The organism is Polyangium sorediatum, from assembly GCF_029946465.1.
Taxonomy (GTDB): Bacteria; Myxococcota_A; Polyangia; order Polyangiales; family Polyangiaceae; genus Polyangium; species Polyangium fumosum.
In genome coordinates, this window is record NZ_JARZHI010000074.1 from 24,846 (window position 1) to 40,180 (window position 15,335).

Annotated in this window: 14 protein-coding genes; 6 read left to right on the forward strand and 8 right to left on the reverse strand. The window is 69.2% G+C overall.

The genetic code is table 11. From position 1 onward, the window contains the following. Positions 1 to 197 precede the first annotated feature (197 nt). The 5 genes from QHF89_RS42055 (at position 198) to QHF89_RS42075 (ending at position 6,118) form a co-directional block, all read left to right on the forward strand. Positions 198 to 1,640 carry a M16 family metallopeptidase gene (locus QHF89_RS42055; protein ID WP_136968348.1) on the forward strand — a complete coding sequence of 481 codons (1,443 nt, stop codon included), beginning with the start codon at positions 198 to 200 and terminating at the stop codon, positions 1,638 to 1,640. Then, on the forward strand, positions 1,637 to 3,262 hold the full coding sequence (locus tag QHF89_RS42060) for a M16 family metallopeptidase (protein ID WP_136968349.1): 1,626 nt from the start codon (positions 1,637 to 1,639) through the stop codon (positions 3,260 to 3,262). Before QHF89_RS42055 ends, QHF89_RS42060 begins: the two co-directional genes overlap by 4 nt. Before the next feature lie 24 nt (positions 3,263 to 3,286). Then, entirely contained in the window at positions 3,287 to 4,195 is a 909-nt protein-coding gene (locus QHF89_RS42065; RefSeq protein WP_136968350.1) for a hypothetical protein, read from the forward strand. 61 nt (positions 4,196 to 4,256) lie between these two features. After that, complete coding sequence (locus QHF89_RS42070; protein ID WP_284721638.1) at positions 4,257 to 5,342, forward strand: LNS2 domain-containing protein; 1,086 nt, start codon at positions 4,257 to 4,259, stop codon at positions 5,340 to 5,342. Then, the gene (locus tag QHF89_RS42075) at positions 5,339 to 6,118 is read left to right on the forward strand and encodes a YkgJ family cysteine cluster protein (protein WP_284721639.1); all 780 of its coding nucleotides are present in this window, start codon (positions 5,339 to 5,341) and stop codon (positions 6,116 to 6,118) included. The genes QHF89_RS42070 and QHF89_RS42075 overlap by 4 nt, the downstream gene beginning before the upstream one ends. Before the next feature lie 7 nt (positions 6,119 to 6,125). On the opposite strand, the gene QHF89_RS42080 is transcribed toward QHF89_RS42075, so the two are convergent. The 5 genes from QHF89_RS42080 to QHF89_RS42100 all read right to left on the reverse strand — a co-directional run bounded on the left by QHF89_RS42080 (position 6,126) and on the right by QHF89_RS42100 (position 9,348). Next, entirely contained in the window at positions 6,126 to 6,965 is an 840-nt protein-coding gene (locus QHF89_RS42080; protein ID WP_136968352.1) for a hypothetical protein, read from the reverse strand. A 67-nt stretch (positions 6,966 to 7,032) separates the two neighbouring features. Next, the gene (locus QHF89_RS42085) at positions 7,033 to 7,509 is read right to left on the reverse strand and encodes a nucleotidyltransferase domain-containing protein (protein ID WP_136968353.1); all 477 of its coding nucleotides are present in this window, start codon (positions 7,507 to 7,509) and stop codon (positions 7,033 to 7,035) included. Next, positions 7,496 to 7,675 carry a hypothetical protein gene (locus QHF89_RS42090; RefSeq protein ID WP_136968354.1) on the reverse strand — a complete coding sequence of 60 codons (180 nt, stop codon included), beginning with the start codon at positions 7,673 to 7,675 and terminating at the stop codon, positions 7,496 to 7,498. The genes QHF89_RS42085 and QHF89_RS42090 overlap by 14 nt, the downstream gene beginning before the upstream one ends. A 42-nt stretch (positions 7,676 to 7,717) precedes the next feature. Continuing rightward, on the reverse strand, positions 7,718 to 8,785 hold the full coding sequence (gene tsaD / locus QHF89_RS42095; protein WP_136932977.1) for a tRNA (adenosine(37)-N6)-threonylcarbamoyltransferase complex transferase subunit TsaD: 1,068 nt from the start codon (positions 8,783 to 8,785) through the stop codon (positions 7,718 to 7,720). Then, positions 8,773 to 9,348 carry a hypothetical protein gene (locus QHF89_RS42100; protein ID WP_284721640.1) on the reverse strand — a complete coding sequence of 192 codons (576 nt, stop codon included), beginning with the start codon at positions 9,346 to 9,348 and terminating at the stop codon, positions 8,773 to 8,775. The genes tsaD and QHF89_RS42100 overlap by 13 nt, the downstream gene beginning before the upstream one ends. A gap of 76 nt (positions 9,349 to 9,424) precedes the next feature. On the opposite strand from QHF89_RS42100, the gene QHF89_RS42105 reads away from it, so the two are divergent. Continuing rightward, complete coding sequence (locus QHF89_RS42105) at positions 9,425 to 11,002, forward strand: PAS domain S-box protein (protein WP_136968355.1); 1,578 nt, start codon at positions 9,425 to 9,427, stop codon at positions 11,000 to 11,002. On the opposite strand, the gene QHF89_RS42110 is transcribed toward QHF89_RS42105, so the two are convergent. From QHF89_RS42110 to QHF89_RS42120, 3 genes are all read right to left on the reverse strand, one after another. Then, entirely contained in the window at positions 11,003 to 12,202 is a 1,200-nt protein-coding gene (locus QHF89_RS42110) for an MFS transporter (RefSeq protein ID WP_136968356.1), read from the reverse strand. Between the two features lie 402 nt (positions 12,203 to 12,604). Continuing rightward, positions 12,605 to 14,539: a biosynthetic arginine decarboxylase gene (gene speA / locus QHF89_RS42115; RefSeq protein ID WP_232379847.1), complete on the reverse strand. Its 1,935-nt coding sequence runs from the start codon at positions 14,537 to 14,539 to the stop codon at positions 12,605 to 12,607. A gap of 260 nt (positions 14,540 to 14,799) precedes the next feature. Continuing rightward, on the reverse strand, positions 14,800 to 15,168 hold the full coding sequence (locus QHF89_RS42120; RefSeq protein ID WP_136968357.1) for a hypothetical protein: 369 nt from the start codon (positions 15,166 to 15,168) through the stop codon (positions 14,800 to 14,802). Positions 15,169 to 15,335: the final 167 nt, after the last annotated feature.

Genomic DNA, 15,335 nt, shown 5'->3' on the forward strand with positions numbered 1-15,335 from the left:
TCGGGGGCGCAACGCGGCTTGTCCGCGTGGAGCCCCCGAGCGTTGAAGAAGCTTGCGCATGGGTATCTCGCTCTCGTTGTGCCTGGCTTAGGCTGGTCTTCGGAGCGCGACAACAGCTTGCTGCGCGGAGTTCCCGGAAGGCCGGGAGGGGCGGATCCCGAGGGCCGCGGGCCCGAGAATTTGCTACAAGGGCCGCGATGCTGCGCCGAACACCGAGGAGGGCCGCCTTCGGGCTCGTGTCCCTCGCTTTGCTCGCCGTGCCGACGGGCCTTTCCCTGGCCCAAGTGGCCGCCCCCACGCCGCCCGCACCCGCGCCTGCCGCGGCGCCGGGCATGCGCGTGTCTTTGCCGTTCGAGAAGTACGTCCTTTCGAACGGCCTCGAAGTGATCCTGCACGAGGATCACCGCACGCCCGTGGTCGCCGTGAACGTCTGGTACCACGTGGGATCCAAGGACGAGGGCCCCGGGCGGAACGGCTTCGCGCACCTCTTCGAGCACGTGATGTTCCAGGGCTCGCGCAACGTCGGCGAGGATCAGTTCTTCCGGTACCTCGAACGCGCCGGCGCGAGCGACAGGAACGGCACGACGAACACGGACCGGACGAACTATTACGAGACCGTACCGTCCGGGGAGCTCGGCCTCGCGCTCTGGCTGGAGAGCGACCGCATGGGCTTCCTCCTCGACCACGCCAACGACGAGACGTTCAAGAGCCAGCGCGAGGTCGTGAAAAACGAGCGCCGGCAGAACTACGAGAACGCGCCCTACGGCCTCGTGCGGCAGTTCGTGCGCTCCACGTTGTTCCCGAAGACGCACCCCTACCACCGGCTCACGATCGGCACGCCGCAGGACCTCGACGCGGCGACGTTCGAGGACGTTCGCGGGTTCTTCAAGCGGTACTACGTGCCGAACAACGCGACGCTCGTCATCGCGGGGGATCTCCAGCCGGCGAAGGCGAAGGAGCTCGTCGCGAAGTATTTCGGAGGCCTGCCGCGCGGGGCCGACGCGAAGCCCATTCGCGGGCCCGTGCCTTCGCCGCTCACGAAGGAAGTGCGCCTCGACGTCGAGGCGGGCGTCACGCTCCCGCGGATCGTGATCTCGTGGACGACGCCGCCGCATTACGCGCCCGGCGACGCGGAGCTCGACATGGTCTCCGACGTGCTCGCGAGCGGCAAATCGAGCCGCCTTTACAAGCGGCTCGTCTACGACATGCAGATCGCCCAGAGCGTCACGGCCTCGCAGGAGTCCGCGGAGCTCGCCAGCGTCTTCGAGATCACGGTCACCCTGCAGAAGGACAAGAACCTCGACGAGGCCTTCAAGGTCGTCGACGAGGAGCTCGACAAGCTGCGCGCCGCGCCGCCCGCCGCCGCGGAGCTGGATCGGGCCAAGACGCGCGCGCTCTCCGGGCTCGTCTTCGGCGCCGAGCGCGTCACGGGGCGGGCCGATCTGTTGAACAACTACAATCGACGCACCGGGGATCCCGGGTTTTTCGAGAAAGACCTCGCCCGGTACGAGAAGGTCGCCCCCGGCGACGTGACCCGGGCGCTCGCGACGTACCTGCCGAAGGACAACCGCGTCGTCACATTCGTGCGGCCCGTCGCGGACGCGCCGCGCGCCGGTCGCCTCGTGGGAGGGATGCCGTGAAGAAGCTCGCTCGCCGCTCGCACATCGTGGCCTTGCTCGGCCTCTCCCTGGTCTCGCTCGCCGCCTGCCAGACGCCCACGCCCGTCGTGCCCCCGCCGCCCGATCCGCCGCCGGATCCCGCGGCCACCGAGCAGGCGCCCAAGGAGGCGGCCGCGCCTCCGCCCGAGGATCCCTCGTTCCGCAAGACCCCGCCGCAAGCCGGGGCCGACATGCCGTTCCTCGCGCCCAAGATCGACGAGGCGCGCCTGCCGAACGGGCTGCGCGTGCTCTACGTGATGCGGCGCGAGATGCCGGTCGTCGCGGTGAACATCGTGGTGGACCGCGGCGCGGAGCAGGAGCCCTCGCCGGGGCTCACGAGCACCATGGCCGCCATGATGCTCTCCGGCACGAAGCAACGCTCGGCCATCAAGCTCTCCGAGGAGCTCGGCGCCCTTGGCGCGCGGTACGGCGCGTGGGCGGATCACGACGGCGTGGGCCTGACGGCCCAAGCGCTGCGCGAGAAGACGCCCGAGCTCTTCGCGGTCCTCGCCGATGTGGTGCTGAACCCGGCCTTCGATGCGGCGGAGCTCGAGCGCGAGCGCGCGCGGCGGCTCACGTCGATCCTGCAGCAGGCCGATCAGCCGGGCGTGCTCCTCCAGAATGCCATCACCGAGCGGCTCTACCCGGCGGGTCACCCCTACCGCGAGCCGCTCATCGGCACCGAGGTGTCCGTCAAGGCGATCAAGCCCGCGGAGCTTTCGCGCCAGCACGCGGCGCTCTTCCGGCCGGAGCACACGACGGTCACGATCGCGGGCGACATCGACAAGGCCGCGGCCCTCGCGCTCGTCGAGAAGAGCTTCGGCGGCTGGACGGGCAAGGCGACTGCGGTCAAGGCGCCGAAGGATCCGCCGGCCGTGGGCAAGGGCGAGAAGCGGGTGTTCCTCGTGGATCGGCCCGGCGCCACGCAATCGTACGTCGCCGTGACGCTCGCTGGGGTGCCCCGGAAAAACCCGGACTTCGACGCCCTGATGGTCATGAACACGCTGCTCGGCGGGCAGTTCACGAGCCGGCTCAACATGAACCTGCGCGAGAAACACGCCTACACGTACGGCGCGCGGAGCAGCTTCGACATGCGCCACGGCCCCGGGCCTTTCACCGCGGGCGGGGCGATCATGACGCCCGCGACGGCCAAGGCCGTGCGGGAGATCTTCGCCGAGATCGAGCGACTGCGGAAGGAGCCCGTGTCCGCGGAGGACCTCGCCGACGCCAAGGCGAGCCTCGTCCGGCAGCTCCCGGCGCGCTTCGAGACGGCCGGCGAGACGGCGGGGACGCTCGCGTCGCTGGCGGTGCTAGGGCTGCCGCTCGATGAGCTCGCCACGCGTCCTTCGCGGATCTCGAAGATCACGCCCGAGGACGTGAAGCGGGTGGCCGAGAAGTACCTGCGGCCCGATCAGATGCGCGTGATCGTGGTCGGAGACGCGGCCGTCGTGGAGACGGAGCTCGCGGCGCTGGATCTCGGCGGCGTCGAGGTGCGCAAGGCGCCGGCGAAGAAGGACGCGAAGCCGGAGTCGAAGAAAGATGCGGCGAAGGGCGCGCCGGTCGGGCCGACCGGGCGGCCGAAGGTCGACCTCGGGCGGCGGTAGGCGAGCCCTGCCTTGCCGTTCCACGTGATTGAGCCTCTCCGGCAGCAGGAGAGCCTCCACCATCGCAAGGGCCTCTTCGCGCCTTCGCTCCGCCCGACGGGGCTCCCCACGGACCCCGTCCGGCGGGCCCTCCTGATCGGCGGGGTCGCGGCGGGCCTCATGGCCTACATCTTGTGGGGCTCCTTCGTGGACCGGTCCTTCGAGCTGGAGGACATGTTCCTCATCCCACTCATGTTCGTCGTGATGACGCTCCTCGCCGGGGCGGTCACCCTCGTCGGCCCGTTTTTGCAGGCCCTGCGCGTGGAGCTCGCGCTCGACGAGGCCGGCCTGCGTTGCGTGGCCTCGGGCCTCGTCACGTATTATCCGTGGATGCTCCTCGGCCCCGCGCAAATCGAGCCCGATTGGCGCGGCATTCCGACGTTGACCCTGACGAACGCGAGCGGGCGCGCCTTCATGCGGGTGCCGCTGTTCGGCAAACGCGTGCATGCGAGCGCGGTTGCGCTCCTGCGATCGTACGAGCTGCGTCGCGCGGGGCCGATCCTGCCGGCGCCGCCCATCGCGCGGACGCTCGCGCGGCAGGGCCGGCCGATGGCCGCGTGGCTCGAGGCGCTCGCGGCGCTCGGGGCGGCCGGGAACAAACGGGCGGGGTATCGCGAGCAGGCGCCCCTCGAGCTCGGCGAGCTGCCGTCGATCGTGGCCGATCTCGGGCAAACCCCGGAGCACCGCGCGGCGGCGGCGTACGTCTTGCTCGCGCAACGCGCGCCCGACCTCGACGTCGTGAAAGACGCGGTCACGGCGGCGGCGCCTCCGCTCGTTCAGCTCCTCGTGCACCTGTCTCCGGCGGGCAAGGCCATCGTCTCGCGGGAATCGATCGAGGACGTGCGGCCGTTTCTGGAGCCCGACGAGGCGGCGGCGATCGACGGCGCCGGCTAGAGCGATCGGGCGAACGACGCGCTTCTCGCATCCCGCGGGTTCTGGCATCATCGGCCTCCTCGTGGATTTCTTCGCTCGATCTCTCGCGATTGCAGGACTTTCCGTCTCCCTGGCCGCTTGCGCGGGCGCACCCGCGCAGAGCCGCCCCGCCGCCGTCGCGCAGACCGCGGCCGCGCCGCCCCCCATGGCTCCGCCCGGCCCCTGCGCGCTCCGGCCTTCGTGTGACACGCCCTTTCCCGCGCCGTCGAAGCGGGAATTCCGGCACAACCGCTCGGGGCTGCTCGCGAGCGCGCTCGGCCCGCGGCACCGGGGTCGGGATCTGTTCCTGCTCCCGGGCACCCCGCAATGGGTGCTCGGGAAATTCGCATACGGGCCCGCGGACAAGGATCTGAAGGACGAAGACATCGACGTGTATTTGCTCCGCGGCTGCGGAGCAGCGTGGGAGAAGGTCGGGACGTACCGCACGACCGAAGACGAGGGCTCGCACCCGGCGGTGGTCGGCGTCGCGGACGAGGGCGGACAGATCTTCGTGAATCTCGCGCAGGTGCTGCCCGGCGGTCCGCTCGGCGTGGGGCGGCACCGGATCAAAATGGTGGTCGCGGGCGACGGGACGAGCGTGGACTTGTTCCTCGAAGTGCTGCCGGCCGGCGCGCGGATCGTGGTGACGGACATCGACGGGACGTTGACCGAAAAGGAAGAGGCGCTCGTCGGGGACGTGCTGACGGGGAACCATTCCCAGACGCACCCGGGCGCGGTGGACGTGATGCGGTCGCTCTCGGGTCGCGGGTTTTTCATGTTTTACCTGACGGCGCGGCCGCACTGGCTCGAACCACGGACGCGGGAATGGCTCAGGCTGCGGGGGTTTCCGCCGGGAATCGTGCACACCTCGGTGACGGCGACGGGGCGCATGGGCGGGGCCGCCGCGTCGTTCAAATCGGGCGAGCTCAGCCTGCTGAAGACGGCGACGGGGCTCTTGCCCGAGCTCGCGTTCGGCAACATGCCGAGCGACGTGGACGCGTATTGGAGCTCCGGGATCCCGCGGACGTTTTATTACAAGCTCGCCGACGACGCGCGGGGCGGGGTGAAGCACGACGATTATCGAACGCTCTTGCCTTCGCTCGGCGAGCTGCCGGCGGTGTGTCCGTGAAGAGCCCGCGCAAGGCGTACGAGGACGCGAAGGTGCACCTGCACGTGCTCGGCGAGGAGCACGAGATCGAATGCAAGGTGCGGGTCGGGCGCGCGCAGGTGCACGAGCTCTTGCCGCTCGCGCGGTCGCTCTCGGCGTCGATCCTGGCCATCTCGACGGCGCACGCGCGGGCGCAGGGCAAGGAGATCTCGTGCCAGAAGGGCTGCACCCATTGCTGCCGCCAGCTCGTGCCGGCCTCGCCGATCGAGGCGCGGCGGCTCGGCGAGGTCGTGGCCGCGATGCCGGAGCCGCGCCGCGCGGAGGTGCGCGAGCGGTTCATCCGGGCGATCGAGCGGCTCGAACAGGCCGGGCTCGTGGATCCGAGGGCGCCGAAGGGTCGGTCCTCGCTGGTTTCGAAGGAGGCGACGTCCTCGGCGGCGTGGGACGACGTGAGCCGGCGGTATTACGAGCTCCGGATCGATTGCCCGTTCCTCGAAGGCGACCTGTGCAGCATTTACGAGGAGCGGCCGATCGCGTGCCGCGAATACAACGCGGTGACGGATCCGGCGTTGTGCGAGGCGCTCGATCCGAGGATCGAGATTGCCCCGCGGCCGTCGCCGATGGGCGACGTGCTCACGAAAGCCACGGGGGAGCTCACGGGCAAGAGGCAGGCGGGCATCCCGCTGCCGCTCGCGCTCGAATGGGCGCGCGTGCACGGCAAGACGGTCGAACGCGAGCGGGACGGCGAGGCGATGTTCTGGGCGCTGCTCCGCGTGATGGAAGAGGACAGCGCCTGAGGGGCGCTCATTTCTCGACGATGCGATACACGAATTTCTGCGGGGCCCCGCGCCGTTCGAGCGTCATCTCGACCTTCTTCGCGCCCCGGAGCTTCGAATAAGCTTCGAGCGCGAGATCGGGGCTCGTGAGCGCGTATCCCCCGAGATCGAGCACGAGATCACCATTCTGGAGCCCGAGCGTCGCGAGCATACTTCTCGAACGAATGCCAAAGAGCTTCAGGCCCACGATCTTTCCGTCCTTCTGCGCCGGAACGAAGCGGCCCGATCGGACGAGCCCGGCCTGATCGTCCCCCAGGAGAGCGACCGACGCTTGCGTGATCTCGTATTCGGTCTCGGAGACCTTTCGCACGCCCGCCGCGAATTTCTCCACGGACGCGTCCGACGGCGCAGGGGCACGCTCGGACGGCTCGGCCGGCGCGCTCACGCTACCTGCGCAGGTCGCGGGCAAGGGTTTGTCCGGGATGCGGCGCACGACGAGGCCGCCGGTCTCGCTCTCGACGAGCGAGAGCCCGGCCGGATCGAGGGCCTCGCGGAGGAGGCGGATCGCATTCGGAAGGGGGACGGGGCCGCCGGTGACGAGCGTGATCCGCGCGCAATGGGCGACGGCCTGGGCGTCGGCATCGATGGCGAAGGGCTTGCCCGCCGCGGACGCGAGCTTCTCGGCGACGACGTCGACGGGCTCGTTGCGAAGCTCGAGGGAGACCGCGCCGGCAGGGACGTCCGCGGCGGCGTCGTCTCCCGCGACCGGCTGGGAAGGGCCGGGGTCGGACTTGTGGCAGGCGGCGAGGAGGAGCGCCGCGGTCAAGGAGAGGGGGAGGGTGGAGCGCAGGCGGGAGGGCGTGGGCACGGCGGAGCAATGTGCATGGGCTGGCGGCGGGGAGCAATGGGCGTCACCCGCATCACGGGCCGACGGCTCATTGCGGGCGGCGTTTCTCGTCGAGGGTCGCTTTCAGCACGAGGAGCATGGCGCGGTCCTTCGGGCGCGTGAGCTTCTCTTTGATCTGGATGAGGCGTTCGAGAGAAAGGACGCGGACCGGCGCGCCGGCGACCTCCAGCCACAATGCATCCTGCAGGAGGTCTTCGTAGGAGGTGTCCTCCTCGATGGTCCCGAGGACGTCGAGTACGCCGTGGCGCGTCGAAAGCAGCTTGTGCCCGGTGGAGCGAAGGTGGGACTCGTTGGGCACGAGCCTTCGAGGATCCGTGCGAAAGACGGCGTCGAGGTCTTGCAACGCGGCGAGCAGCCGCGCCACGTTCTCCTCCGCACGAGAATAAACGATATCGATGTCGAACGTGTGCACAGGCGCGCCTTGCAGGACGGCGGCCATGCCTCCGACGACGACGAAATCCACCTGATGGTGGAGGAGCGTGCGGAGGATGTCAGCCAGCGCCATCGGACAGCGGGCGGACGCTCTCGACGAGGTCGATCGAGCCCTGCGCCACCGCGAGGCGTTCGGTCGGCGACAGGCTGAGCATCCAGCGGATGAGCGAGCGATCGATCCCGTTGGCGTCGTAGGGATCCTGATCCGCTCCTACGAGGTTTTGCGGCGTCTCCAACACGAGATCGAAAGTATCACGGGCGCGGGGCGCAGGGGAGGCCCCTCACCGCAGCCCCGCCCCCTTCCGCGTGACGCGCGGCAGCGCCGTCTTGGTCGACGGTTCCAGCGCGAGGTCGTCCGCCTCCCCCGCCGCGAGCCGCAGCGCGCCCGCGTATGCGATCATCGCCGCGTTGTCCGTGCAGCTCGCGAACGACGGCACGAAGAGCGCGATCTTCTGCCGCGCGCACGCCTCCGCCATCCGCGCGCGGAGCCCCCGGTTCGCCGCGACGCCCCCCGCGAGCACGATCCGCGGCACGCCTTCCACCTTCGCCGCGCGTACGGCCTTGTCCACGAGCGTGCCCACGACCGACGCCTGGAACGCCGCGCAGAGGTCGGCCAGCGCTTGCCCCTCGGGCGCCTTGCCCAGCGTCGCCACGTGGCGCATCACCGCCGACTTCACCCCCGAGAAGCTGAACTCCAGGCTCTCGCGATGCGCCAAAGGCCGCGGCACCACGTCCTTCGCCCGGGAAGCATCCCCCGTGGCCGCCAGCCGATCCACCACGGGGCCGCCCGGATAGCCGAGGCCGAGGAGCTTCGCCGTCTTGTCGAACGCCTCGCCCGCGGCGTCGTCGCGCGTCGCCCCGAGCTCGCGGATCGACGAGAGCCGCGGCGCGTCCACGCGGTAGAGCGCCGTGTGCCCGCCCGAGGCCAGGAGCGCGATGAACGGGTACGACGGCACCGGCGCCGCCGCCTCGGCCTCGCCCCGCCGCAGGAACACCGCGAGCAGGTGCCCGACGAGGTGATCCACCCCGACGAGCGGCTTGCCCGTCGTGAAGGACAGTCCCTTCGCCGCCGAAAGACCCACGAGCAGCGCGCCGAGTAGGCCCGGCCGCGACGTGACCGCGATCCCGTCGACGTCGCCCGGCTTCATCTCGGCCCGCGCGAGCGCCTCGCGGATCACCGGCACGATGGCGCGCGCGTGGTCCCGCGAGGCGATCTCCGGCACCACGCCGCCGTAGGGCGCATGCGCCTCGACCTGGCTGCGCACGACGTCCGAGAGCACCACGCCCTCCTCCGTCACCACGGCGGCGGCCGTCTCGTCGCACGACGTCTCGATCCCTAGAACCCGCATTGGCCCTCCCGGCGCACCAGCGAAAACATCCCGAAGATCGGCCGCCGCTCCTCGTCCGCCTCCGGATCCTCCGAGCCCGCGCGCACGAGGCGCACCTCCACGCCCCCGTCCGAGCGCAAGGACAGGAACGCGAGCATCGCCTCGGCCAGGGGCTCGCTCGGCGAGACCGCGAAGATCGTGTTGCGCACCCGGCCTTCGCCCATCTCGAACTGCGAGAGCGGATCGTGCGCGAGCGGCCGGATCGGGCGGAGCGCGGCGCCGTCGAAGAGCCGCCGCTCGGGCCTCGTCTCCGTCGCCGCCTCGAAGGTCCAGAGCCTTCCTGGCGCGTCATCGCCGTCGAGCCGCGTCGCGTCGAGCGTCAGGCGCATCTGCACGCGGGGGCTGAGTCCCTCGCGAAACGGGCTGCCGAGCGTGATGGCGCCGCAGTACGCATGCTGCGCGTCCGTGGAGAAACGAGCGACGTCGTTGCATCCGGCGAGCACGGTCCCAGCGGCGAGGAGTTGCGCGAAAAAGGGCCCATATCGCGCCCGTTTTCCGATCTTCCTCGCTCGGCCCGTGTGCATCGGCGCGGATTGTGCCCTCGCCCCCCCTCTCCCGCCACCCCTCTCCGCGCGCCCTTGGTAGACTGCCCACCCTTCGATGGAAACCCAAGCCCAAGGCCCCAGGATCGATCCGCGGGAGTTTTTCGAAAAGGCCCCGGCCTTGTTCTGTGTCCTCGACTCCGACAACCGGATCTACCAGCCGAACGGGGCCTGGGAGCGCGTCACGGGGTTCTCGCTCGAAGCCCTCGAAGGCATGCGGCTCGAAGACCGTTTGCACCCCGAGGACCGGGATCCGACCCGGCGCACCTCGCGCATCTCCGTCGAGGCCCAGGGCGCGATTGTACAGGAGACGCGCTTCCGTTGCGCGGACGACACGTACAAGTGGCTCGAATGGACCATGCGCGTGGTCTTCGAGCGGGGGCTCGTGTTCTGCTGCGCGCGCTCCATCGAGCAGCCGCGGCGCGCCACCGTCACCGCCGCGCGGCGCCTGGAGGCATACCTGCGAAGGGCGCCCGTCGCGATGATCGAGACCGAGGTCGGCCGCGGGGTCGTCGAGTGGAGCTCGGGCGCCGAGCGGATCTTCGGCTACACGCGGACCGAGGTGCTCGGCCGAAGGCTCGTCGACCTCATCGTGGCCGAGCCGCAGCGCGAGACCGTCGTCGATGCCGGGTTCGCGATCCGCGAAGGCCGGATCCCCTCGGGGCGCGCCGTCGCGACCGAGAACATCACGAAGGACGGCCGCACGGTCGTGTGCGAATGGCACAACGCGCCACTCGCCGACGAGGAGGGGCGTGTGCGTGGGGTCCTCAGCATCGCCCTCGACCGGACCGAGATCGAGCGCGAGCGCGCGCGGGCCGAGGAGAGCCTCGCACGGTTCGAGCTGCTCATGCGAGGCTCGAAGAACGGCCTCTGGGATTACGTGCCGCAGGATCCGAAGAACCCGGGCGATCCCACGCAGCCGATCTACGTATCCGACGGGCTCACGCGGCTGCTCGGCATCACGGCGGAGGCGGCCCCGAAGACGCTCCGCGAGTGGACGGCGTTCGTCCACCCGGAGGACCGCGAACGCGCGAGGCTGTTCTTCGCCGAACACCTCGCGTCACGCAAGGAAGAGACGTCCTTCGAGAGCCGGCTCCTCCGCGTGGACGGCTCGTACCTGTGGGTGTCCAGCACCTTTCAATCGCTCTGGAGCGAGAGCGGGGAGCTTCTGCGGCTCGCCGCCGCGATCGTGGACATCACCGAGCGCAAGGGCGCCGAGGCGGACTTGCGCGACAAGCTCGCGGTCATCGAGCGGCAAGCCGCATCGATCCGGGAGCTCTCGACGCCGATCCTGGAGGTGCAGGAGGGCGTTTTGTGTTTGCCCGTGGTCGGCGTCGTCGACAGCGGTCGCGCCGCCGAGATGATGGATGCCGCGCTCGGCAGCGTGGTCGAGCTGCAGGCGCGGTTCTTGATCCTCGACCTCACGGGCGTGCCGGTGCTCGACACGGGGACGGCCGATCGCCTGCTCGCGATCGCCCGCGCCGCGAGCCTCGTCGGCGCGAAGACCGTGATCACCGGCCTCCGGCCCGCGGTCGCGCAGACCGTGGTGACCCTCGGGGTCGGGATGGGCGACGTGAAGACGTTACGGAACCTGAAGGACGGCCTGCGGTATTGCCTTCGCGAGGCCAGCCGGTAGTCATCCCTCCGCGGGCGCCTGCTCGACGGGGCGCGGCTCCCCGCGGCGCTGCAGCGCGAGCAGGAGGCCGAGCAGGCTGAAGCCCGCGCAGAGGAGGCCGTACATCACGACCTGGTTGCGATCGATGAGCCAGCCGGCCGCCGCGGGGCCCGCGATCTGCGCGAGGCTGCCGAGCGACTGGCTCACGCCGAGCACCGTGCCCTGCTCCTCCTTGGCGACGCTCCGCGTGATGAGCGTCGTCACGCTCGGACGCACGACAGCCGCGCCGAACGAGCCGAGCACCACGAGCACGAGCAAAAAGCCGAGGCTCGTCGCCACGCCGAGCAGGCAGTAGCCGAGGACCATGGTCCCGAGGCCGATCGCCGTGAGCCGCTCCTCGCCAAGCCTCTTCACGAGCCGCTTGAGCAGCCCGCCCTGCACGATCGCGCCGATGAGCCCCGAGAGGCCGAAGATGAGGCCCGCCTGGTGCAGCTCGTAGTTGAACTGGCGCTTCAGGTAGACGCCGAGCGCGCCCGTGAGCGCGGCGAACGAGACGCTGAAGAAGAAGAACTCGGCGAGGTGCTTGCGCGGGCCAGGGCGCGAGAGGTACTCGGCCATGCCCGAGAGTCGCCGGCCCGTCTGGGCCGCGGGCTTGCGCGCCGGCAAGAAGAACGCAGTGAGCAGGATCGCGGCCAGGCTGAGCCCAGCGGCCGCGAGCGTGGGCGGCTTGTACTTGAAGAGCGGATCGGGGTGATCCCGGAACAGGTACGTGAGCAGCGCCGTGATGCCGGGGCCGAGCAAGAAGCCGGTGCCAAACGCGATGCCGAAAAAGCCGAAGGCCTGCGTGCGCTCCTCGTTCGGCTTCGTGACGTCGGAGATGTACGCCTGGGCGATGCTGAGGTTGCCCGCCGTGAGGCCCGCGATGATACGGCCGACGAAGAGCATCTCCAGGTTGTGCGCAGCCGCGAGCGTGAGCCAGCCGATGAGCGTGCCCACCTGGCTGAGCAGGAGCACGGGCTTTCGACCAATACGATCCGAGAGCCGGCCGAGCATCGGCCCGGACACGAACATCGCCGCCGCGTAAACCGAGGTCAGGAGCGTCGCCTGAAAATCCGACGCGCCGTAGTCCTTCGCGTAATACGGCAGCAGCGGCAGGATGAGCGTCAGGCCGAGGACGTCGACGAAGACGGTGAGGAATATCGGCAAAAGCGGGGATCGCATCGACGGCTCGCCTCGTTCGTACGGCGCGCCACGAGGCGTTCGGGTGGCGCTGGGCGCGCATCCTGACACAGGCGCCGCGAACATGCCCTTTCGTCGCGTCAACTTCTGGTCCCGCGTTGGGGCGTTGCCCCAAACCCCACCAGGGGCTGTCCGCCCCTGGACCTGGACCAGCGAGGCGCTGGACCCAGGACGATGAACTGCGCGGTGCGCAGTTCATCGCACAGGCCGGGTCAAGACTGCCAATGAAGTCAGCAGCGCTGGCGTTTCAACAGGCAACCCTCCTGGCGGCTGGAAGAACTGCGCATTGCGCAGTTCTTCCATCCTCGGTCCAGGCCGTGCCTGGTCCGGGTCCAGGGGTGGACAACCCCTGGTCGGGGTCCGGGGTGAAACCCCGGCGCTGCGTCAGAAGCTCAGGTAGGTCTGATCCTTGAGGCCACGCTCGTAATCGGCGAGCAGGCGCATGCCCTCGGTGGGCTTGAGGAGGTCCTGCTTGATCGCGCCGTCGACCTGGGCCTTCACCTTCGCGATGAGGCTCTGCGTGTCGTACTGCGTCATCGCGAGGACCTCGCGGATCTGGTTCCCCGCGATCGTCTCCTCGATGTAGTAGCCGCACTCCTCGTCGTCATCGAGGAAGACGTGCACCTCGTTCACCCGGCCGAACAGGTTGTGGATGTCGCCCATGATGTCCTGGTAGGCGCCGGTGAGGAAGATGCCGAGGTAATACGGCTCGTCGCCGCGCAGCGCGTGGAGCGGCAACGTCTCCTTCACGTCGGAGAGGTCGATGAACTTCGAGACCTTGCCCTCCGAGTCGCACGTGATGTCGACGAGCGTGCTCTCCGCGCCCGGCCGCTCGTGCAGCCGGTGGATCGGCACGACCGGGAAGAGCGCGCCGAGCGCCCAGTGATCGAGCAACGACTGGAACACCGAGAAGTTGCAGATGTACTGGTCGGCGAGCTTGTTTCGTAGCTCGACGACGTCTTCCGGGATCTCCGCGGGATCGAGCGCGGCGATGAGCTTTTGCATGCGCTCGGCGGTCTCCCAGAAGAGGGCCTCTACCCGCGCCTTCACGTCGAGGTTCAAGAGGCCGAGCTCGAACATCTTCTGCGACTCCTCCTTCACCTGGAGGATGTCGTGCCACGACTCGGCGAGGTTCTGGACGGAGAGGCTGTCGCGCGTGTCGAGCACGTTCCGGATGAGCTTGTGCTCCTCCGTCTGGATGTCGATCGGCGCCTCCGGGGTCTTCTCGATCGAGCCGAACGCTTGCACCACGAGCACCGAGTGGTGCGCGACGATCGCGCGCCCCGACTCGCTCACGATGTTCGGGTGCGGGACCTTCTCGTCGTCGCAGATGTCCGCGATGTTGAAGACGATGTCGCGCGCGTACTCCTCCACGGAGTAGTTCATCGACGAATGAAACGTCGATCGCGAGCCGTCGTAGTCGATCGCGAGGCCGCCGCCGACGTCCATGTACTCGATGCGGTGCCCCATCTTGCGCAGCTTCGCGTAGTGCCGCGCCGCCTCGCGCACCGCGCGCTTGATGACGAGGATGTCCGGGACCTGCGAGCCGATGTGGAAGTGCAGGAGCTTGAACGCCGAGCTCATGCCCGCCTCCGCGAGGATCGCGCAGGCCGCGAGGATCTCGGCCGTGGACAGGCCGAACTTCGCGTGCTCGCCGCCGCTCTCGGCCCACTTGCCGGCGCCTTGCGTCATGAGCCGGACGCGCAGGCCGAGCATCGGCTCCACGTTCATTTCCTTTGCAACACGAACGATCGTCCGCACCTCGGAGAGCTTCTCCGCGACGAGGATGACCTTCTTGCCGAGCTTGCGGCCGATCATCGCGGTGCGGATGAAGTTCTCGTCCTTGTAGCCGTTGCAGACGATGAGCGACTCGTTGTCGGTGTGGACGCTGAGCCCCGCGAAGAGCTCGGGCTTCGAGCCGACCTCGAGGCCGTAATGGTAGGTCCGACCCGCTTCGAGGATCTCCTCCACGACCTCCTTGAGCTGGTTCACCTTGATGGGGAACACGCCGCGGTAGGTGCCGCGGAACTTGAGGTCGGAGATGGCGCGGTTGAACGCTTCGTTCAGCGTGCGCACGCGGTGGTGCAAGAGATCCTGGAAGCGGATCAGGAGCGGCGTGCGCAGGCCCTGCTCACGCGCCTCTTCGACGACGTCGATGAGGGCGATCTTGCGACCACGCTCCTGCAGGGGCGCCGCCGTGATGTTCCCTGTGGGGTTCACGTCGAAGTAGCCGCGGCCCCAGCGGTCGATCATGTAAAGGGCCTTCGCGTCGTCGGTGCTCCACGCGTCGGTGTCAGTGTCGTGATGGCTGCTGGTCAACGTCTTCGTCTCCCTTGGGACCCGAGGGCCATGGCCCTTGCGCGACGTGCTGTTCGGGGCAGAGCTTCCTCGCAGCGCGCGAGGAAACCAGGGGCGGCTTTGAGCGTGAAATGCTGTGCGGTGGACGTCGGTCTTCCGGTACGTCCGTGCTGCGGCTCAATACGCCAGGAAGGCCGAACCTTCAAGGGTGGGGTGGGGGGCCGCGAGGACGGGACAGACGGACGGGAGAAGGGGCGGAAGGAGGTGCTGGGAGGGGTGGGTCAGGCCTTGGTGGCCGTGGCGGCCTTGGCGCGCTTGGAAGCGGCCTTGTAGTGGTCGTAGAGGCGCGGGACGGGGTAGGCCTCGAGGCGCTTCTTGTACCCCGCGTCCTTCAACCGGTTCTCGGCCGTCAAGATCGCGTCGATGAGCTTCGCCCGGGTGCCGAACTTCTCCTTGACCTCGGAGAACGTGGCGTGGAGGCGCAGGAGCTTGGCGTTCGAGACGTGATCGAGGCCCTTGTCGCCGCCGCGGTCCGAGCTCGTGCGGCCGACCCACAGGTCCTCCGTCATGAAGCCCTTGACCGCCTCGACGAGCTTCGCCTTCTCGCTGAACTTCTCCTTCACGATCGCGAGCGGTGCCTTGCGTGCCATGTCGTTACCTCCGTGTTGCGCGAGATCACTCGCGCGGTGATGGATAGGGGGCGCCATGTAGCAGACAGGGAGGGGGGAGCGCAAGCCGCCCGGGGGAGGGTGACTTGGGCGCTCGGGGTTCGCCTGGGCGCGCGCGCTCGGGGCCACGTCTGGCAGGAAAAACCTCC